Origin of the sequence: Chimaeribacter coloradensis, from assembly GCF_002858715.1 — a bacterium.
Lineage (GTDB): Bacteria > Pseudomonadota > Gammaproteobacteria > Enterobacterales > Enterobacteriaceae > Chimaeribacter > Chimaeribacter coloradensis.
Map to the genome: position 1 here is coordinate 1 of NZ_PJZH01000042.1, position 19,894 is coordinate 19,894.

General features: G+C 63.0%; 15 protein-coding genes. 3 read left to right on the forward strand and 12 right to left on the reverse strand.

Going from position 1 to position 19,894, the window contains the following annotated elements; all coding sequences use genetic code 11:
* From recB to rppH, 11 genes are all read right to left on the reverse strand, one after another.
* A partial coding sequence (gene recB, locus CYR32_RS20195) for an exodeoxyribonuclease V subunit beta (protein WP_101826905.1) occupies window positions 1–3,121 on the reverse strand: 3,121 nt, incomplete at its 3' end.
* The gene (gene ptrA / locus CYR32_RS20200) at window positions 3,118–6,030 is read right to left on the reverse strand and encodes a pitrilysin (protein WP_101826906.1); all 2,913 of its coding nucleotides are present in this window, start codon (window positions 6,028–6,030) and stop codon (window positions 3,118–3,120) included. The genes recB and ptrA, both read right to left, overlap by 4 nt.
* A gap of 201 nt (window positions 6,031–6,231) precedes the next feature.
* Window positions 6,232–9,612 (reverse strand): exodeoxyribonuclease V subunit gamma, encoded by a 3,381-nt coding sequence (recC, locus tag CYR32_RS20205; RefSeq protein WP_101826907.1) that lies wholly within the window; start codon window positions 9,610–9,612, stop codon window positions 6,232–6,234.
* Window positions 9,613–9,707: 95 nt separating this feature from the next.
* Complete coding sequence (locus CYR32_RS20210) at window positions 9,708–10,040, reverse strand: type IV pilus modification PilV family protein (protein ID WP_101826908.1); 333 nt, start codon at window positions 10,038–10,040, stop codon at window positions 9,708–9,710.
* Entirely contained in the window at window positions 10,037–10,507 is a 471-nt protein-coding gene (locus CYR32_RS20215; protein ID WP_101826909.1) for a YgdB family protein, read from the reverse strand. The genes CYR32_RS20210 and CYR32_RS20215 overlap by 4 nt, the downstream gene beginning before the upstream one ends.
* The gene (locus CYR32_RS20220; protein WP_101826910.1) at window positions 10,504–11,079 is read right to left on the reverse strand and encodes a prepilin peptidase-dependent protein; all 576 of its coding nucleotides are present in this window, start codon (window positions 11,077–11,079) and stop codon (window positions 10,504–10,506) included. Before CYR32_RS20220 ends, CYR32_RS20215 begins: the two co-directional genes overlap by 4 nt.
* Window positions 11,070–11,801 (reverse strand): prepilin-type N-terminal cleavage/methylation domain-containing protein, encoded by a 732-nt coding sequence (locus CYR32_RS21750; RefSeq protein WP_101826911.1) that lies wholly within the window; start codon window positions 11,799–11,801, stop codon window positions 11,070–11,072. Before CYR32_RS21750 ends, CYR32_RS20220 begins: the two co-directional genes overlap by 10 nt.
* Window positions 11,761–12,555, reverse strand: coding sequence for a thymidylate synthase (gene thyA, locus CYR32_RS20230; protein WP_101826912.1), 795 nt, complete (start codon window positions 12,553–12,555; stop codon window positions 11,761–11,763). The genes CYR32_RS21750 and thyA overlap by 41 nt, the downstream gene beginning before the upstream one ends.
* 1 nt (window position 12,556) lies before the next feature.
* A complete protein-coding gene (lgt, locus tag CYR32_RS20235; protein WP_101826913.1) occupies window positions 12,557–13,429 on the reverse strand; it encodes a prolipoprotein diacylglyceryl transferase in 873 nt (290 codons plus the stop codon).
* A gap of 152 nt (window positions 13,430–13,581) precedes the next feature.
* Window positions 13,582–15,828: a phosphoenolpyruvate--protein phosphotransferase gene (gene ptsP / locus CYR32_RS20240; RefSeq protein ID WP_101826914.1), complete on the reverse strand. Its 2,247-nt coding sequence runs from the start codon at window positions 15,826–15,828 to the stop codon at window positions 13,582–13,584.
* A 12-nt stretch (window positions 15,829–15,840) separates the two neighbouring features.
* Window positions 15,841–16,368 (reverse strand): RNA pyrophosphohydrolase, encoded by a 528-nt coding sequence (gene rppH / locus CYR32_RS20245; RefSeq protein WP_072932581.1) that lies wholly within the window; start codon window positions 16,366–16,368, stop codon window positions 15,841–15,843.
* A gap of 693 nt (window positions 16,369–17,061) precedes the next feature.
* Between rppH and mutH the strand changes: the two genes are divergently transcribed.
* The 3 genes from mutH to CYR32_RS20265 all read left to right on the forward strand — a co-directional run bounded on the left by mutH (window position 17,062) and on the right by CYR32_RS20265 (window position 19,375).
* Complete coding sequence (gene mutH, locus CYR32_RS20255; RefSeq protein WP_420912855.1) at window positions 17,062–17,742, forward strand: DNA mismatch repair endonuclease MutH; 681 nt, start codon at window positions 17,062–17,064, stop codon at window positions 17,740–17,742.
* A gap of 131 nt (window positions 17,743–17,873) precedes the next feature.
* Window positions 17,874–18,092 carry a YgdI/YgdR family lipoprotein gene (locus tag CYR32_RS20260; protein ID WP_101826916.1) on the forward strand — a complete coding sequence of 73 codons (219 nt, stop codon included), beginning with the start codon at window positions 17,874–17,876 and terminating at the stop codon, window positions 18,090–18,092.
* Window positions 18,093–18,334: 242 nt separating this feature from the next.
* A complete protein-coding gene (locus tag CYR32_RS20265) occupies window positions 18,335–19,375 on the forward strand; it encodes an NADP(H)-dependent aldo-keto reductase (RefSeq protein WP_101826917.1) in 1,041 nt (346 codons plus the stop codon).
* A 60-nt stretch (window positions 19,376–19,435) separates the two neighbouring features.
* Here CYR32_RS20265 and CYR32_RS20270 read toward each other — a convergent pair.
* Window positions 19,436–19,894, reverse strand: a 459-nt coding sequence (locus CYR32_RS20270; protein ID WP_479415231.1) for an MFS transporter, incomplete at its 5' end; no start/stop codon positions are given.

Genomic DNA, 19,894 nt, shown 5'->3' on the forward strand with positions numbered 1-19,894 from the left:
TGACCAGCCGGTCAAGATCCCCCGCCTGCAACAGGCCGCGGATCGGGATATAGAATTGCAGCTCCGCCTGGCGCAGCCCGGGCGGCAGGTGGCGCAGGGAGAGCCCCTCCGGCCCCAGCGGGGCCTGCAACACCTGCTCAAGCCAGCCGGCCAGCACCTCGCCCCACTCACTGCCGAAGCCCTGCGCCACCAGCTTCTCCTCCAGCCAGGCGCGCTCCGGCGTCTGGCTGAAATCCATCTCTTCAAACAGGCTGTGCAGGAAGGTGCCCGGCGACGCGCCTTTCGGGAAGCTGTGCGGCGTCATCCCCGGTGCGGTTTCCGGCTGCTGCTCCCCGGCCGCGTCGATGTCGAGCCGCGGCAGCAGCGCCTCTGCCAGCGCGCTGCCGTGCTGTTGCAGGCCGGAATAACTGGTGACCCGCCAGTTGTCCCCTACGCTGCGGGAGAATGTGCGCGCCGCCAGCGTCAGCGCCGGGCGATCCGGCGCTTCCCACGGCTGGATCGCCGGCTCGGCAATCTGGGTCAGCGCGATGCTCTCATCTGCCAGCGCCCCCAGCAGCTCTGCCAGCGCAAAGGCGTCACACGCCTCCCCTTTCTGGATCAAATAGCCCAGCGCACTGCGGTGCAGGTCGGTATCACCCTGCTTTTTACGGTTGCCCTGCATCAACGGCGCAATGCCGATGCTGCAATGGAACACTGACCGGGTCAGGGCCACATAGAGCAGGCGCAGATCCTCGGCCAGCCGCTCCTCCTCCGCCAGCGCCTTGCTCTCCTCTTCCGCGCGCAGGTCGAGCAGCGCCGCGAAGGTCTGCCGGTCGTGGTAGAGCGCCTGCTGCTGCGGGCGGAAGTGGGCGATAAACGGCAGCCACACCAGCGGGTACTCCAGCCCCTTGGATTTATGGATGGTCACAATCTGCACCAGATGGCGGTCACTTTCGAGGCGCAGCTGCTCATTCTCCGACTGCTTCTCCGGCTGGGCGATCTGCTGGGCCAGCCAGCGCACCAGCGCATATTCACTCTCCAGCTGGGAGGAGGCCTCCTGCAACAGCTCGCCCAGATGCAGGAAATCGGTGAGGCGGCGTTCGCCCTCTTCGCTCACCAGCAGGTTTTCCGCCAGATGGCGCTTGCGCATCAGCTCGCGCAGCATCGGCAGCACGCCGCGCCGTTCCCAGTGTTCGCGGTAGCCGTCAAACTCCAGCACCAGCGCATCCCAGTCGGTTTCACTGGCGCTCAGCTCCGCCAGGGTGCGGGCGTCCAGCCCCATCACGCCGGTGGCCATCGCGCTGCGCAGGGTGCGCTCCTGCTCCGGCGCCAGCACCGCCTGCAACAGCCAGAGCATGTCCCGTGCTTCCGGGGTGTCAAACACGCTGTCGCGGTTGGAGAGGTAAACGGCACGGATGGAGAGCGCGCCCAGCGCCTCCCGCACCAGCGCCGCCTCAATGCGGTTACGCACCAGCACGGTAATGTCCGAGGCTTTCACCGCCCGGCGCTCCTCACCGTTTACCAGCCACGCCTCACCGCGCTGCCCGGCGGAGAGCCAGTGGCTGATCTGCCCGGCACACTGGCGCGCCATCAGCTGCTGATAATCGCTGACGCCAACCCCCTCGCCCGATTGCAGCCAGAAGTGCAGCGCCGGTTGCGCCTCCCCGGCGATTTCAAAGGCCAGGGCCTGGTTGCGGTCAGCGGCCGCCACCGGGCTGAACGGGATTTCACGGAAAATAAACGGATCCGCCTTCTGTTGGAACAGCGTATTGACCGCCGCCACCATCGGGTGGGAGGAGCGCCAGTTGGTGCCGAGGGTGTAGTGAGCGCTGACTTCGGCGCGGGCGCGCATATAGGTGAAGATGTCCGCCCCACGGAAAGCGTAGATCGCCTGTTTCGGGTCACCGATCAGCAACAGCCCGCACTGCGGCTGGTTGACGTAAAGGGTGCGGAAAATCCGGTACTGCTGGGGGTCGGTGTCCTGGAATTCATCGATCATCGCCACCGGGTAACGGGCACGGATCGCGTCTGCCAGCGCTTCGCCGCCGTCGGCCCGCAGCGCCTCATCCAGCCGGCTGAGCAGATCGTCAAAGCCCATTTCGGCGCGCTGGCGCTTCTCTTTCTGCACCGTCTGGCGGATTTCATTGATCGCCTGCGCCATCACCACATCACGCAGGGAAAGCGGCTCTTCATAAAGGCGCTCAATCAAGGAGAAGACCGGGTGGCGCGGCGGCTCGCCTTTTTTGGTTTTCTCCAGCAGCCGCGCCTGGCTGAACTTCTCCAGCTCCGGCGGCAGCTGGTAATCCTGCGTCTCCAGCGCGCACCACTCGCCGACCTTCTCCAGCCAGAGCGGCAGGTAACGGCTGCTGTAGCTGCGCTTGTCCACGCCGGACTCCCCGATCAACGCGGCCAGCTCCCCGGCGGCGCTCTGCCAGGCCTGCTTCACTTCATTGATACGGGTGACAATGCGCGCATGGCGGCTTTGCAGGGTTTCGCCCTCGGCGGGCGGGTAGCGCAGCGCCGGAGCCTCGCCCTGCAGATAGGGGGCCAGATCGCGCAGCAGCTCTTCCGGGCCGCTCCACGCCTGCCCCACCGGCCGGGCAATCTCAATCGGTAACGGGTAGCAGTGCCGCCGCCAGAAGTCCGCACACGCCTGGCGGCGCAGCGGCATCTCATCCTGCACCAGCGTCTGCTCGAACAGAATGCCGGACTCAAAGGCGTTGTGGGTCAGCATCCGCTGGCAGAAGCCGTGGATGGTGTAGATTGCCGCCTCATCCATCTGCCGTTCGGCCGCCAGCAGCAGCGCTGCCGCATCGGCCAGATCGGTAATTTCCGCCATCAGCGCCTGGAGCATCTTGTCACTGCTGCTGCCGCGCACGCAGGCCAGCCGCAGCACATGGATATTTTCACGGATACGGCCGCGTAACTCTTCAGTGGCGGCCTCGGTAAAGGTCACCACCAGAATTTCCTCTACCGTCAGCGGGCGCGGGAATGCGGCTTCACCGCCCAGCCCCAGCAGCAGGCGCAGGTAGAGAATGCCGATGGTGAAGGTTTTCCCCGTCCCCGCTGATGCCTCAATCAGCCGCTCGGCATAGAGCGGCAGGGTCAGCGGGTTCAGGGCCAGGGGCGCTGACGAACTCATTGCCCGTTCACCTGTTGCGGCAGGGTCGCCTGCAGGCGGGTGGCGTTGGCGTAGGTCGTCCAGCCGGCCGGTGCGGCAAAACCGCCTTTCCGGGCATCCGGGCCGTTGCCCTTAACCTGTGACAACAGCGCCAGCCCTTCCGGGGCCATCACCGCCTGCCGGTAGTACTGGTGCAACTGCGGCAGCGTCAGCGCGTTAAGCACGTCCACCACTTTGTCACGGGTGTCAAAGCGGAAGTTGCCGCGGCTGAAGTCATTGCTGAAGCGGCTGGCCTCTTCACTCAAGGTTTGCGGACGCTGGGTCAGCTCATCGATCATTGCCTGACGGTATTGCACAAAATCCTCATTGCTCATGGCACCCAGCCGTTTATCCGCCTGGGCAAAGAAATCGAGATAACGCGGGTAGAGGTAGGCCGGTGGCTGGCTGTTGCTCTGCAACAGGAAGCCCAGCCCCCACTGCTTGCCGACGGCGATCGGGAAGGCAAACACCGCATAGCCCAGCTGCTCCTGCGTGCGCAGCTGGCTGTAGAACCAGGGCTGCAGAATCTGCCCCAGCAGGGCGCTGTAGGCCATGCTGTGCACCTCATCATAACCGGGCGGCACGTAGACCGCGGCCAGCGCGGAGTCGCTGCTGCTGCCGGTTTTTTGCAGGTTGGCCAGCTGTTTCTGGTTAATCACCACCTCTTTGCCATGCCACCAGGCTTTACCGGTGCAGCCCAGCTGGGTTTTCAGCGAATGCGCCAGCTGACGCACCTGCTCCGCCGTCATGTTGCCGACCACCAGCACTTCCGGCGCGGCCAGATGCAGCAGGCTGTCACGGTAGGCGATGATCTCCTCCACGGTGATGCCGTCCAGCATCGCGCGGCGCGCCTCGCGTTCGCTGTAAGGCACACGGGAGAGCATCTGTACCGGCATGATCGCCTGCTCAAAGGCTTTGCCTTTGCCGGAGGCGTCCAGCTTTTCCCGGTACCAGGATTTGGCCTGCGCCAGCTGATCGGCCGTGGGGGTGAAGCTGGCGTAGCCCGCCACCAGCGAGGTGAGCAGCTGCGGCAGGCGCTGGGTAAAGCCGTTGGCGTTAAAGACCACGCCGTTGTCCGGCGCGGTGGAGAAGCCGATCCCGCCGATAGAGGCCTGGTAACTGAGCTGGTCCAGCGCCAGGCCGGCCAGGTAGTCAGTGAGCGCGTACATCACCTGATGGCGCGGTGAATCCAGCGCCGTCGGGTTGCGGAAGGCGAAGGTAATGTCCGCGCGTGGCTCATCAGCAAAAGCGCGGCTCGGCATGTAGAGCGCCCGCAGGCCCGGCTCATCCACCACCAACTGAGGCCGCGACGGTTTATCCGTGGCGGTAATCAGCGAGAGATCGTCCGGAATGTAGGGGTTAAGGGCCGGCAGTGACAGGGAGATCTGCGCGCCCAGTTGCTGCCAGCGCTGGAATTGCGCCGGGGTGATGCGGTCAACCTGATAGGGTGCCTCCACAAAGTAGGCGGTGCGGTTGTGCGGTGCATCCGGGCTGACTACCCAGACACGCGCCTTCTCCGGCGTCAGCTGGCTCAGGCGTGCCGCGATGGCCGCCGGGTCATAGCGGTCAGCAAGGTAGGCGGCATCCAGCGCGTGGTTGACCGGCACCCGTAACAGCGTGTCCACCAGCCACTCGATGTAGTTCATGTCACGGGTGATCGCCGGGTAGCGGTAATCGAGGTTCAGCACATGGCCGATCTCATCAAAATAGCTGCGGCTGATGCCCTGCTGGCGCAGCATCGACAGGTAATGGAAGATGGCGGCGATCACTTCGTCACGCTGCGCCAGCCCTTTGTCGGTCAGCGACACGGAGATGGCAAACACCCCCTGGTTGCGGTCAACCAGCGGATCGGCCCCGGCATTAATGGCATCGGCCAGCCCCTGCTTCTGTAACCAGTCCGACAGGGTGCCGGGGCTGCGGTTACCAATCAGGTAGCTGATGTAGGTGTCAGTTTTGCTGCGGAACGCCTGGCTGTTTTTATCCGTGGCGCTGTCGTTGTCTATCGCAAACTCCAGCTTCAGCTGTTTGCGCGGCTGCGCCGGGACATAGTGAACAAGTATCCCCTCTTGCGCCGCGGTCAGCGTCGGCACGGTAATCGCCGGGACGGAGGCCTGATGGTTGGCAATGCGGCCAAAGGTTCCGGCGGCCAGCGCCGCCAGCTCAGGTAATGGCCGGTTGCTGTAGATCACCCCGACCATCAGGTTGGCCGAGTAGTAGCGCTGGTAGAAAGCGGTCAGCTGGTCATGCAGCTTGCTGCCGGGTTTGTCTTTCAGCGTGTCGAGGTTGCCGCCGGAGAAGCGCGAGCTGGGGTGCGCCGGGTTAAGCGTTTCCGCCCGCACCTGCGCCATGCGCATTCCGTCACGCGAACGGGCCATGGTCAGCTCAGCGTTGACCGCATGGCGCTCGCGATCGGCATTCACCGGGTCGAGCAGCGGCGCGGCGATGGCGTCCGCCAGCCGGTCGACCGCCGGGGCCAGCGCACTGTTTTCCACTTCAAGGTAGAACGCGGTGCGGTAAGAGGCAGTGCTGGCGTTATGACTGCCGCCATGCTTCTTCAGAAATTCCGCCAGGTTTTCCGGGTCGGGGTACTTTGCCGACCCCATCAGCACCATATGCTCCAGGTAGTGGGCCAGCCCCAGCTGGCTGTCCGGGTCTTCCAGCGAGCCGACCGGCAGCGCCAGTGCCGCCAGGGATTTCGGCGCCTGTGTGTCTGATACCAGCAGCACGGTCATGCCGTTGTCCAGCCTGACCGCCTGATACTGGCGGGGATCATGTTCACTTTTGTTAATCGTTTCCGCCAGTGGCTGCCATCCCTGTGCAAAGCCGCTGACCGGCACAAAAAAGATCAATAACAACAGTAACCTGGAAACACAGGTAAGCTGCTTTCGCATTCCCACTCTCCCATCACCTGGTAAATGTACCGCCGGAGCAAACTTCAAATTGGTAAGGCCACTCTGCGCGAACGTTGCTGGCCGGGCTGCCCTGACGGACACGGCCCGGTATGCCGCGATTATCTATCGCTGGGTAGGCCGCTGCCTGTTGCCGCAGCGGCCTGGCGGAGTCCTTTCATGACAGGGTGACGCGTCCTGCCTTTACGCCTGCCCGGTCTGGTTATGCTGGACAAGGGGGAGTAAAAAACGTTCCGCATTTTCCTGGATTTTTACGATGTCGTCATCGTCCAGTTGCCGGATGACGCGTTGCAGATAGGGGTCATCACCTTCGCCGGGAACACGCTGATCGCCCAGCCAGGCCTGAAGCAGTTTACCGCGGGCTTTGCCCTGCGTCTCTTCATCACGCGAAATCTCCCCGGTCTCCGGGTCTGCACACTGGCTGAGCCACGCCCAGCCACTCTTGTTGACCAGCAGCAGCGGCTCACGCATCCCCTGCCGGTACCCTTCAACCAACTGTGCCAGATAGGCTTTGGCTTTACTCACCGGCAGCGCGGGGAAGTGCCACTGGGTATCTTTGCGCCCATAGCTGCGGCTTTCCCCCTCATTCCCTGATGCACAATACGCCAGATGCTCAATCCACAGCAATATGCCGTCCACGGCATTGAGCGCGGCGGGCCGCCAGCGCAGCAGGCCATCGGGCTGGATATGGTGGAGCCAGCCGGTGATCAGGCAGTCGCCAATCTCCAGCAAAATCTCCTCACTGCGCGGCTCGCCGCGCAGCGCCCTGACCTTTTCCGCCAGCGCTGCCATCTCTTCAGACTGCGTCTGCCAGTAGATCTCGCCAAACGCGCCGTAGGGCAGCGCGCCGGAGGCTTTGACCCGCGCATAGAGGGCGTCAGCGTCCTGCTCCTCAATCAGCGTGTTCAGCAGCTGGCTGTTGAATTTATAGCGGTTGAGGCTGTCGAGCACGAACGGTTCTTCATCGGGCAGCTCAGTCTCTTCCAGCATAAAGTTCACGCCGAGGCGCATCTGGAAGAAGGCCCGTACCGGGTGGCGATAGAAGCGCATCAGGTTTTCCAGCGTGATCTCCTCCAGCGGCTCCGGGTCCAGCGGCTGGTTGAAGTCCGGGTGCGGCACGCCCAGCGCGCTGGCGGCGGGAAGCCATTCGCGGGCGTAGCTCTGGTGCTCGTCACCCGGCACAAAGTTTTCGGCATTGAACGGCATCCGCGCATGGTGGCAGAGCAGGTGCTCCCGCACCCGGCGTTCACTCTCGTCCGCCTCGCAGGCCAGATCGTCCGGCAGCACAAAGCTCTGGCCGATATACTCCATCAGCTCCGTAACCAGCACCGAAGCGTAACGCTCGCTGTTGTCCTGGATCGACCGGCCGATAAAGCTGATGTAGAGCCGCTGCTGGGCAGAGAGCATCGCCTCCAGGAACAGGTAGCGGTCATCATCACGGCGGCTGCGGTCACCTTTTTTCACCTGGTGCGCCATCAGGTCAAAGCCGAGCGGCGGCAGCGTGCGCGGGTAGACACCATCATTCATGCCCAGCAAACAGACCACCTGGAAAGGGATGGAGCGCATCGGCATCAGGGTACAGAAGTTAATCGGCCCGGCCAGGAAACGCTGGCTGATGCGCTCCTGATCCAGCCGTGCCGCCAGGTCATCACGCAGGATGCTGAGCGGCACCTTGTCCGGGTAGCGGGCGGCCAGCCCGAAATTGATCGCTTTCTGCCACTGCTCCTCAATCACCGTCAACACCCCTTCCGTCTCTACATCTTTGGTAAAGAAGGTGTCGAGCATCTGGCGGCAGAGCGGCAACCAGGCCGCCAGCGGGCGCGGCTCCTCCAGCACGCTGCGCCAGCGGGTGAGCTGCATCAGCAGTTCGGCCAGGTGGCCCGCCAGTTCCGCCGCCAGCCCGGTTGACTCGTCGTAGGGCAGCACGCCCTGCCAGTGCCCGGCGTCGCTGTCCATCGCGTAGCCGAGCAGCATCCGCGTCAGGCCGAAGCGCCAGGTGTGCTGACCGGTGGGCGGCAATTCAAGCTGGCGGATCGCGTCATCGTCCAGCCCCCAGCGGATGCCGGACTCACTGACCCAGAGCCGCAGCAGCCGCAGCCCATCTTCGTGGATGGAGAAACGGGCCGCCAGCGCCGGCACTTCCAGCAGCGCCAGCACCTGCTCAGAGGTAAAGCGGCTCTGGGGCATCTCCAGCAGGGTCAGGAACGCCTGCAACGCCGGGTGCGCCTGGCTGGCTTTACGGTCAGAGATAGCAAACGGCAGGTAGCGGTCCGGCGGCGCATTGCCGAACACCGCCTGAATATAGGGGGCATAGCTGTCGATGTCCGCCACCATCACAATGATGTCGCGCGGCGTGAGATCCGGGTCTTCTGCCATCATCGCCAGCAGCTTGTCATGCAGCACTTCCACTTCGCGCTGCGGGCTGTGGCAGGCGTGGATGCAGACAGAGCGATCTTCCGGGTCGAGCAGGCGTTTGCCGGCGCTGTTGGCCAGGGTTTCCGGCGTCATGCCCAGCACCGCCTGATCGTTCAGCTCCAGCATATCCTGTTGTACGGCGTGCAGCAGGGTGTCGCCCTCCATGTCCACAAAGGCCTGCACCTCCTGAATATCGTCAATTTGCGAAAGCAGGTACATATGGTCACGGCCCAGTTTGCCCCAGGAGGCGAGCAACGGGTTAGTAAGCGCCTGCTCACCTTCCTGATTGAACAGTTCCGGTGCCTGTGCCGGGTCGCGGAACAGGTCTACTTCCGCGCGGGCGAGGTAGTCACGGCGTTTGCGGCTTTGCAATTTGGCCAGAAACGCATAGTTCTGGATGTCGCCCCAGTAGTAGCGGCAGGGGTTGGTGAACATCAGGTGGATGTCGATGTGCTTACCCAGCGCCTGCAACGCCTGCAAATAGACCGGCGGCAGCGCGGAGATGCCGCAGATAAATACCCGCGCCGGCAGGCCCGGCGGGCTGCTCTCCAGCTGGTTCAGGGTAGCGATAAAGCGCTGGTAGAGGTTGGCACGGTGCCATTTCGGCTGGCCCAGGGCAGCGGTGTATTCGCACAGGCGCGCCCACAGGGCGGCCTGCCACTGCTGTGCCTCCCCCAGATCGTCCTGAAGTTCGCCGCGTTCCCACCCTTCCAGCCAGTGCGGGCGGTACACCAGATACTGGTCAAACAGGTCAGCGACCCGGGCCGCCAGCTGGTGAATTTTGCGTTTGTCACCGTCATCCTGCAGATAGTGGCGCAGGGGGGCAAACGCCGGTTCCGGCAACATATCTGGCAGCAGCCACATCAGCTTCCAGGTCATCGCGTCTTTGCTGAAGGCGCTCTCTTTCGGGATCCCCGGCAGTACGCGGGTGAACATATCCCAGATAAAGGAAGCGGGCAGCGGGAACTGGATATTCGCCGCAATGCCGAACTCATCAGCCAACTGCATTTGCAGCCACTGCGCCATGCCCGGGCTTTGTACCAGCACCACCTCCTGTTGGAAGGGATCGGAGAGCGGTTGCCCCTCAATAAGCGCCGAGATCAGTTTTTTCAGCAGATCCAGTTGGTTGGAGTGGTAAACGGTGAACATGATGCCTCTGAAGTGAATAACGGGTGCGGCAGGCGGCTTGCGCCGCAGCCCCACTGTAACCTGACGCCGCTGTAAATCAACACCGGGGCGGGGTTTTAACATAATAACCGGCGCAGCGTCACCTGTTGCTGTGCCGGAGCGGCGGCTGTGGCAGTGGCCCAGCGGCAGTTGCCGGGCGCGCCTGCGGCCGTGACGGTGATGGTCACCTCTCCGCCGGCCGCAGCCGGGAATACGCCACTCCGGCGGCCGGTAAGGCTGAACGCCTCCAGCCGATCGCCCACCTGCCGCCACGCCTTTTGCACCTGCCGCTGCCGCTCAAACCCGGCCGTCAGGGCTTGCTGGTAGGTCAGCAGCCCCAGCAGGGAGAGGGCGAACAGCATGGCGGCAAACAGCACCTCGATCAGGGTAAAACCACGCTGGGCCGTCATGGCAGAGGCTCCCCGTCGCAGGCCTGCGGCGTCTTCTCCGGACAGAAATCGAGCCGGCCACCGGCCAGCGGCACCGGCTGCCCGCGGCCCCCCTCACGCCCGGCGGCCGCCAGCTGGTAAAGAAACAGCGGTGTGCTGTCGGCCCTGATCCCCTCGCCGCGCAGCAGGACACCACCCGGCCGGGAGGCTGCTTTCATGCAGCCGCGCAGACCCGCAGGGGGAAATGATTGGCATTGCCACCCCTCCCCCGCAGGCGGCCAGTTCACTGTACCGGCCCAGGCCAGCGCCGAGGCCGCCTGATTCCAGGCCAGCAGGCCGCCCCGCGTCTCGCCGGTGAGCCGCACCGCCTCATCCAGCTGGCGATGCAGCGCCGCCATGCCTGCCAGCCCCAGCAACATCAGCCCCATCAGGGTCAGCAGCACCACATTGCCGCGCTGTTGGTGGAGGTGCGCCTCCCTGGGGATCATGCGTTCTCCCCCGTCAGTAACCGGGTGATCCGGTGCCGCACCGCCCCCTGCCGGCTCTGGGCGCTCAGGGTCAGGCGCAGCACGGTGTTGGGTGCCTCTGTCACCCTGGTCAGCGTAAAGCCGGTGACGGTAACCTCCGCCGGGTCGAGCAGCTTTTCCCAGCCGGTGCCGCCGCAGTGCGTGACGCCGCGTTGCGTCTCCAGCGCCCCGGCCAGCAGGCGGTAGCCAAAGGTCTCTGCTTCCGGCCCGGCCGCGTCCCAACGGCCGTTGCGGTTGAGGTCATAAGCCAGCAGCACGCAGGCCCCGGTCGCCGTGCCCAGCCGTATGGCCGCGCTGCCGCAGGCCGCACCGGCGCAGAACCCGGCGCGGCGCAGATCTTTCCCGAGTGTGTCAGCTGCCTGGTGCAGGGCGTGGTCCAGCCAGAAAAGCGCCCGCAGGCGCAGCCCCTGCTGGTAGATCGCCGGGTAGCTCCCGGCCGCGGCCAGCATCACCACGCTGCCGATGCCCATCGCCAGCAGTACCTCCGGCAGGGTAAAGCCGCGCTGCCGGGCATAGGATCTGGTCAGCGGCATGGCGGCACCCCGCCCACCGGGCTTTCCCCACAAAGCCGCAGCCGCCCGCGGCCGGAGAGCACCACCCGGATGCGCCCGGCCGCATTGCCGAGGGTGATATGGCCGGGCTGGGCGGTGTTGCGCAGGCCATAAAAGCCCATGCCGTTGCCGCTGAAATCCACGATGGCGACGCCCTGCCCGCCCGGCCGGAACACGCGCAGCCCGCTCCCGCTGCACCCGGCAGGTGGTTCGCTCTGCCGGGCCACGCAGCCCTCCGGCCCCAGCGTGACCGCCAGCAGCCGCACCTCGTTGCGGGTATTGGCCTGCGCCTGCATCCGGCCCAAAAATGTCTGAAGCGCCTGCGCACTCTGCCGCAGCCGGTGCGCCTGGCGCATCGCCTGCCCGTAATGGAGGCTGCCGCCGGTCAGGATGGCAATCAGTGCCATCACCACCAGCATCTCAAGTAAGCTCATGCCTTGCTGTTTCCCTGTGAATGTAGTCATGCGGGCCAGTGTAGGCAGAGGAAAACGCGCCGCCAGCGTGCGATCAGGGAACAGGAAGCCGGGGCGCAATCTGCGGCTGAAAACCGGAACTGGCGACATTTTTCTGGAAGGCGTGCCGCAAAACCGGCCACCCCGGCCGGATCGCAGGCATAAAAAAACCGAAGCCTTGGCTTCGGTTCTATACCGCAGAGAGAGGGGGTCAGATTGCGACCGGGGCCTTAATCGCCGGGTGCGGGTCATACCCTTCGATCTCGAAATCCTCAAAACGGTAATCAAACAGGGAGTCAGGTTTGCGTTTGATTACCAGCGTCGGCATCGGGCGCGGCTCGCGCGTCAATTGCAGGCGCGCCTGCTCCAGGTGGTTGCTGTAGAGGTGGGTGTCCCCGCCCGTCCAGACGAAATCCCCCACCTCCAGATCGCACTGCTGCGCCATCATATGCACCAGCAGCGCATAGCTGGCGATGTTGAACGGCAGGCCGAGGAAGACGTCGCAGGAGCGCTGGTAGAGCTGGCAGGAGAGCTTGCCGTCCGCCACGTAGAACTGGAAGAAGGCGTGGCACGGGGCCAGCGCCATGCTCTCCAGCTCGCCCACGTTCCAGGCGGAAACGATGATGCGGCGGGAGTCCGGGTCCTGTTTCAGCTGCTGCACCACATTGGCGAGCTGGTCGATCTGGCGGCCGTCTGCCGCGCCCCAGGCCCGCCACTGTTTGCCGTAGACCGGGCCGAGGTCGCCGTTTTCGTCGGCCCACTCGTCCCAGATGGTGACGTTGTTTTCACGCAGATAGGCGATGTTGGTTTCGCCTTTCAGGAACCAGAGCAGTTCATGGATGATCGACCGCAGGTGGCAGCGCTTGGTGGTCACCAGCGGGAAGCCCTCCTGCAGATTGAAACGCATCTGATGGCCAAAAATCGACAGCGTGCCGGTGCCGGTGCGGTCAGCTTTCGGGGTGCCGTGGTGGAGCACGGTGTGCATTAAATCCAGATACTGTTTCATGTTACCTCACTACGGTTTTCTGTGGGCGGCGGTAGGCCCAAATCATCATAATAACGCCCGCGACAATCATCGGAATCGAGAGGATCTGCCCCATGCTGATAATGCCGTCAAACAGCCCAAGCTGGGCGTCCGGCTGGCGGAAATGTTCCACGATAATGCGGAATGTGCCGTAGCCGATCAGGAACAGGCCGGAGACGCTGCCCATCGGCCGCGGTTTGCGGATAAAGAGGTTCAGGATCAGGAACAGCACCACCCCTTCCAGCAGCAGCTCATAGATCTGCGACGGGTGGCGCGGCAGCACGCCGTACTGGTTCAGCAGCGGCAGCAGGGACGGGTCAGCGGCGGCAATCGCCATATCTTCGCTGCGCGAGCCGGGGAACAGCATCGCCCACGGTGTGTGGGTGGTGACGCGGCCCCACAGTTCGCCGTTGATGAAGTTGCCCAGGCGGCCGGCACCGAGGCCAAACGGGATCAGCGGCGCAATAAAATCAGAGACCTGGAAGAAGGTGCGGTGGGTGCGGCGGGCAAACAGCAGCATCACGCAGATCACGCCGATCAGGCCGCCGTGGAACGACATCCCGCCATCCCAGACTTTGAACAGGTAGAGCGGGTTATCCAGGAACAGCGGCAGGTTGTAAAACAGCACATACCCCACGCGGCCGCCGATAAACACACCCAGGAAGCCGAAATAGAGCAGGTTCTCCACCTCCTCTTTGGTCCAGCCGCTGTTGGGCTTGTTGGCGCGGCGCACCGCCAGCCACATCGCAAAAACAAAGCCCACCAGGTACATCAGCCCGTACCAGTGGAGGGAAACCGGGCCCAGGGAGAAAATGACCGGGTCGAAGTCAGGAAACGCCAGATAGCTGTTACTCATCCATCACCACAAATTGTCTAGTGTTAGCCCCAGGGGGGTCAGCAGGTTGCGAATCATAGCATAGGCGAAAAGCGGTCCGGTGCGGGAATGGGTATTTAACTGTAAAGAAAGGCGACGGGGGTGGGCGCATGGCGCGCCCATCAGACCCGCGGCTATTTGCCGCCGCGAATCAGCCCGCCGAGGCCGCGCCGTTCCATAAACGCCGAGACAATGTGGCGCACATCGGCCGTATGCGCGGCGGTGAGTACCCGGGCGGCCAGCGCCTCGGCATCCTCCCGATCCACGCGGCGCAGCAGGTATTTGATGCGGGCGATGCTGCGCCCGTTCATGCTGAGGTGGCGGTAGCCCAGCCCGACCAGCAGCAGCGCGCCCATCGGGTCACCGGCCATCTCACCGCACAGGCTGAGGTCCAGCCCGGCGGCGGCGGTCTGGTCAGCAATCAGTTTCAGCACCTGCAGCATCGACGGGTGCAGGCTGTCATAGAGCGCCGCCACCCGCGTGTTGTTGCGGTCCACCGCCAGCAGGTATTGCGTCAGGTCGTTGGTGCCGACGGAGACAAAATTGACGCGCCCGGCCAGGTGCGGGATCAAAAACAGCATCGCCGGCACCTCAATCATCACCCCCAGCCGCACCGGCGGCAGGTCGTAGCCGAGCACCTCCTGCACCTCGCGCCCGGCGCGTTCAATCAGGCGTTTCGCCTCATCGATCTCCTCCAGGCTGGTGATCATCGGCAGCAGGATGCTGAGGTTCCCGGTGGCGGCGTTGGCACGCAGCATGGCGCGCACCTGGATCAGGAAGATCTCCGGCTGGTCGAGGGTAATGCGGATGCCGCGCCAGCCGAGGCAGGGGTTTTCCTCGCTGATCGGCATGTAAGGGAGCTGTTTGTCTGCGCCGATATCCAGCGTACGCAGCGTCACGGACTTGTGCGGGAAGATCTGCAACATGCCCTGATATTGCGCCACCTGCTCCTCTTCCGAGGGGAAGCCGCTCTGCAGCATAAACGGGATTTCGGTGCGGTAGAGGCCGATGCCGTCTACCCGGCTGCCGAACCGTTTTTCGTGGTCGGCGCTCAGCCCGGCATTCAGCAGGGTGCAGACCCGCTCGCCGCTTTTCAGCTGCGCCGGTTCCTCTACGTCATCTTCCGCGCGCTGGCTCAGCTCCAGCTCTTCGTTGATCAGCCGCTGGTACTCCTGGATCAGCACCGGTTCCGGGTCGATCAACAGCTCCCCGCGGTAGCCGTCCACGATCAGCGTGCGCTGGTTGAGCAGTGAGGTCTGAATGTCCGCGCCCATCACGGTGGGTACGCCCATCGCCCGCACCAGGATCGCCGCGTGGGAGTTGGCGGCCCCGTCACGCACCACCACGCCGGCCAGCCGCTCCGGCGGCACCTCGGCCAGCAGCGTGGCAGTCAGCTCGTCGGCCACCAGCACAAAGCGCTCCGGCCAGGGGATGTCACCCTGCACGCTGTCGTCGAGGTGGAACAAGAGCCGCTGGCCGAGCGCCCGCAGGTCACCGGCGCGCTCGCGCATGTAGGCGTCCTGCAGGCTGGCGAACTGGGCGGCGAAGTGCTCCACCACCTTTTTCACCGCCCACTCCGCCACGGAGCCGCCATCCACTTCAAAGTAGAGCTCGCGCTTGAGGCGCGCGTCGTTCAGCAGGTGGGAGTAGAGGTCGAAAATCGCCGCGCTCTCTTTCTGCGCGCTGGCGGTGAAGCGTTTGCTGAAGCGGCGGAATTCCGCCCCCGCCTCTTCCAGCGCCCGCGTCAGGCGTTCCCGCTCACGCGTGCTGTCGAGGGTCGAGGCCATGTACACCAGATCCAGCGACGGCTGTGAGCAGTCCTGCCAGCCGACGCCGATCGCCACGCCCGGCGAGGCGGGCAGCGCTTTGACGCGCGTCTGGCGGAAGCGGCCGAAGAGTTCAGTGAGCTGTACCTGCGTCAGGAAACCGGCAATCTGCGTCGCCAGCGTCACTAAAAACGACTCTTCGCTCTCGTCGAACTGGCGGTGCTCACGCTGCTGCACCACCAGCACGCCGAGCAACTGGCGGCGGTGGATGATCGGCACCCCGAGGAAGGCGCGGAAATGCTCCTCTTTCACCTGCGGGACATATTTAAAACTGGGGTGGCTGTGGGCGTCCGCGAGGTTAATAGGCTCCGCCAGGCGGCCCACCAGCCCCACCACGCCCTCGTCGAAGGCGAGCGTCACCTGTTTGCCGCGCGGTTTTTTCAGGCCGCGCGTGGCCATCAGGTAGTAGCAGCGGCGATCGTTGTCTGCCAGGTAGATGGAGCAGACTTCGGTGTCCATCGCCTGGCAGGTTTCGTTGACGAGCAGATCCAATGCCTCATTGAGGCTGGCTGCCGCGGCGACCTTTTCAACAATTTCTCGCAAACGCGTGAGCATGATCTGCGTGACTTAACCTCTTTTACGGCGGTAAGCAGGGGGTGAGCGCGGCGGGCTTAACTCCTGCACCGGCATCACGGTAGTGGAAAACTCTTTCATCACACGGCGATAGACATCACGTTTAAAGGAGACGACCTGCCGTACCGGATACCAGAAGCTGACCCAGCGCCAGCCGTCAAATTCCGGCGTGCTGCTGCGCTGCATATTGATATCCGCGTCGTCGCACATGAGCTGCAAGAGAAACCATTTTTGCTTTTGGCCGATACAAACCGGCTTTGTGTCCCAACGCACCAAACGTTTCGGCAATTTATAACGCAACCAGTTGCGGGTTGAGGCCAGAATGCGCACATCTTTCCGGTTCAGCCCCACTTCTTCAAACAGTTCACGGTACATCGCCTGCTCAGCGGTCTCCCCGGGGTTAATCCCCCCCTGAGGAAACTGCCAGGAGTGCTGACCGTAACGACGGGCCCATAATACCTGCCCCTGCCGATTACAGATTACGATACCAACATTCGGGCGGTAGCCATCATCATCGATCACCGGACTACCTCAAATAAGCGTAAATGCATATGGCTTGATTGTTTCACACTCCCAACAGGCGGTAAACCACTGCTTATCGGCCGCTCATCAGGAATAACACCGGGATAACCCACAGCTTCCTGCCAAGTTATAAACATATCCCCGGCTACACCCCCGATTTTATTCACGTTTTCTGTGGATAAATTTGTGCAGAACTCCCGGGGAGCGCCTTTACGCCCCTGGCAGTGGATAACTCCGCCCCTTGGGGTTCTCAGCATTATCTTATTTAAAACAGCACGATAACCGGTTACTGCGCCGGGGCGCGCCAGAGATAATGTGAGCAATATCACCTTTCATAGTTATGACGGTTAAAAAACAGGCAATGTCGTTTTTATCCACAGATAATGCCAATTTATTGGACATAAAAAGAGTAAATTATCCAAAACCCCGCGGCGTCAAGCCTGTGGATGAAACCAGTAGTGCATTTTAACGGGGGTTATCCAAAAAATCTGTGGATAACCTGGTGTAAGATCCTGTTTATTGTCGGCAGCAAACGGGGAAAAAAAGTCGTAACAGAAAGGTTATCGGCCAACGAAGCGGAAAATTTACCTGCCAAATCATGCTATTATTCCACTTTCCCCGACAGGCTGCCGCACGGCTGACAGCCCGGCGAAGAATCGAACAAATTTTAACCACATCCGGCAGGTGATAATTATGGGCCTCTCCCCCCTCCCCCCTCCCCAACACAGCGACGAACTGCTTCACCGTGCGCAGGCGCTGGCCGGACATACTCTGGGCGAGCTGGCCGCACAGGCGGGCATCGCCATTCCGGCCAACCTGAAGCGGGACAAGGGCTGGGTCGGGATGCTGCTGGAGTTTTATCTCGGGGCCACGGCAGGCAGCAAAGCGGAGCAGGATTTCCCGGCGCTGGGCGTGGAGCTGAAGACCATCCCGGTAGACGCCGCCGGAAAACCGCTGGAGACCACCTTTGTCTGCGTGGCGCCGCTCACCGGCAACAGCGGCGTAAGCTGGGAACGCAGCCACGTGCGGCACAAACTGTCGCGGGTGCTGTGGGTGCCGGTAGAGGGGGAGCGCGCGCGGCCGCTGGCGCAGCGGCGCATCGGCACGCCGCTGCTCTGGTCACCCAGCCCGGAGGAGGAGGAGCAGTTGCGTTGCGACTGGGAAGAGCTGATGGACATGATTGTGCTCGGCCAGGTGGAAAGCATCACGGCACGCCATGGTGAAGTGTTGCAGCTGCGGCCCAAAGCGGCCAACAGCAAAGCGCTGACGGAAGCCATCGGCGACCGCGGCCAGCCGATCATGACGCTGCCGCGCGGCTTTTACCTGAAAAAGAATTTTACCGCAGCGCTGCTGGCGCGGCATTTCCTGGCCTGACCGCGCCTTTCCGGCCTTTGGGGCGTCGGCGGGGAAAATCAGACTTTTGGAGGAGATTTCCCCGCCGCTTTTATGGCAGTTTGCTACGCTTAACAGACCTTCCCCTCAGGCCGAACACTAAGGAAATCATGATGAAAACATGGGCTATTGCCGCCTCTGCGCTGGTTGTCGCGCTCTCCCTCTCCGGCTGTTCCAGCGATTACGTCATCGCGACCAAAGAGGGCAATATGATTTTAACTCAGGGTAAACCGAAAATTGATGAGGAAACCGGCCTTATCAGTTATACCGACGAACAGGGTAACCAACGCCAGATTAATGGTGATAACGTTAACCAGGTAATTGAAAGGTAACGTTTTATTTTACCACCACCCGGCGGGAGGGCCTGTTTTCCGGCCGGGGAGGCTATCAGCCGGCCTTCACGTTCCTGCGCCCTCCGCCCCTGCCGCCCCCTTTCCCCCTCCCGGCGGCTTGGTTATAGTCAATCCGGCATCAATCATCTGTGCGAGAAGAAAAAAGTGCCCGTGAAGAAGAGATAACGTCCCTTAAGGCGCGTTTTTTCAGCCTACATTCTTAACACTAAGGAAAACCGGCAATGCAATATCACCGTATCCCCCACAGCTCTTTGGAAGTCAGCGTTCTGGGATTGGGCACCATGACCTTCGGTGAGCAGAACAGCGAAGCCGAGGCCCATCAGCAGCTCGATTACGCCCTGTCCGCCGGGATCAACCTGATCGATACCGCGGAGATGTACCCGGTGCCGCCGCGCCCTGAGACCCAGGGGCTGACCGAAAGCTACATCGGCAGCTGGCTCAAGGCGCGTAACTGCCGTGAAAAAGTGGTGCTGGCGAGCAAGGTCTCCGGGCCGTCACGCGGCAGCGACGCCGCCATCCGCCCTGAGCAGGCGCTGGACCGCAAAAACATCCGCAACGCGCTGGATGCCAGCCTGAAACGCCTGAACACCGATTACCTTGACCTCTACCAGCTCCACTGGCCGCAGCGCCAGACCAACTGCTTCGGCAAGCTGAATTACACCTATACCGAAGACAAGCCCACCGTCACCCTGCTGGAGACGCTGGAAGCGCTGAGCGAACAGGTCCGCGCCGGGAAAATCCGCTATATCGGCGTCTCCAATGAGACCCCGTGGGGCGTGATGCGCTACCTGCAACTGGCGGAAAAGCACGACCTGCCGCGCATTGTCTCGATCCAGAACCCCTACAGCCTGCTGAACCGCAGCTTTGAGGTCGGCCTGGCGGAGATCAGCCACCACGAGGGCGTTGAGCTGCTGGCATACTCCAGCCTGGCCTTCGGCACGCTGAGCGGCAAATACCTGAACGGGGCAAAACCGGCCGGGGCGCGCAACACGCTGTTCAGCCGCTTTACCCGCTACACCGGGGAGCAGGCCGAGCTGGCGATTACCGAGTACGTGGCGCTGGCGAAACGCCATAACCTGGACCCGTCGCAGATGGCGCTGGCCTTTGTGCGCCAGCAGCCGTTTGTCGCCAGTACCCTGCTGGGCGCGACCACGCTGGAGCAGCTGAAGACTAATATCGACAGCCAGAACCTGGTGCTGGATGGGGAGATCATGCAGGAACTGGAAGCGATCCACCGCCGCTTTACCATTCCGGCACCCTGAGCACAGGCAAAAAAAACAGGGCGGAAAATCCGCCCTGTTCTTATCCCTCTTACCTCGTGTTTACCGCCGCGCCTGCCAGAGCCACAGCCCGCCAATCGCCAGCGCAAACAGCACGCCAAACCCGATCCCCACCGCCACCACCGGCGTCCCCAGCTTCACCACCAGAGAGTAGAGGCCGAGCATCAGCAGCATCGCGCTGTTTTCACCGAGGTTCTGCACCGCGATCGCGTTGCCTGCGCCTACGGTAAGCTTGCCGCGATCCTGAAGCAGCGCATTAAGCGGCACCACAAAGAAGCCGCCGAGCATCCCGATCGCCACCAGCAGCACCGCCGCGTTGACCAGCTGATGCTGGAGCGCGAACAGCACCACCGCCACCCCCATCAGGATGCCGGCCGGCATACAGCGCTTCACGGTTTTCAGCGTCACCAGCCAGGCGGCGGCCGCCGCGCCGAGCACGATGCCGATCGCCACAAAGGCGTTCAGCAGCGTCGGCAAGGTATGGGTGGTGATGCCGAGCGC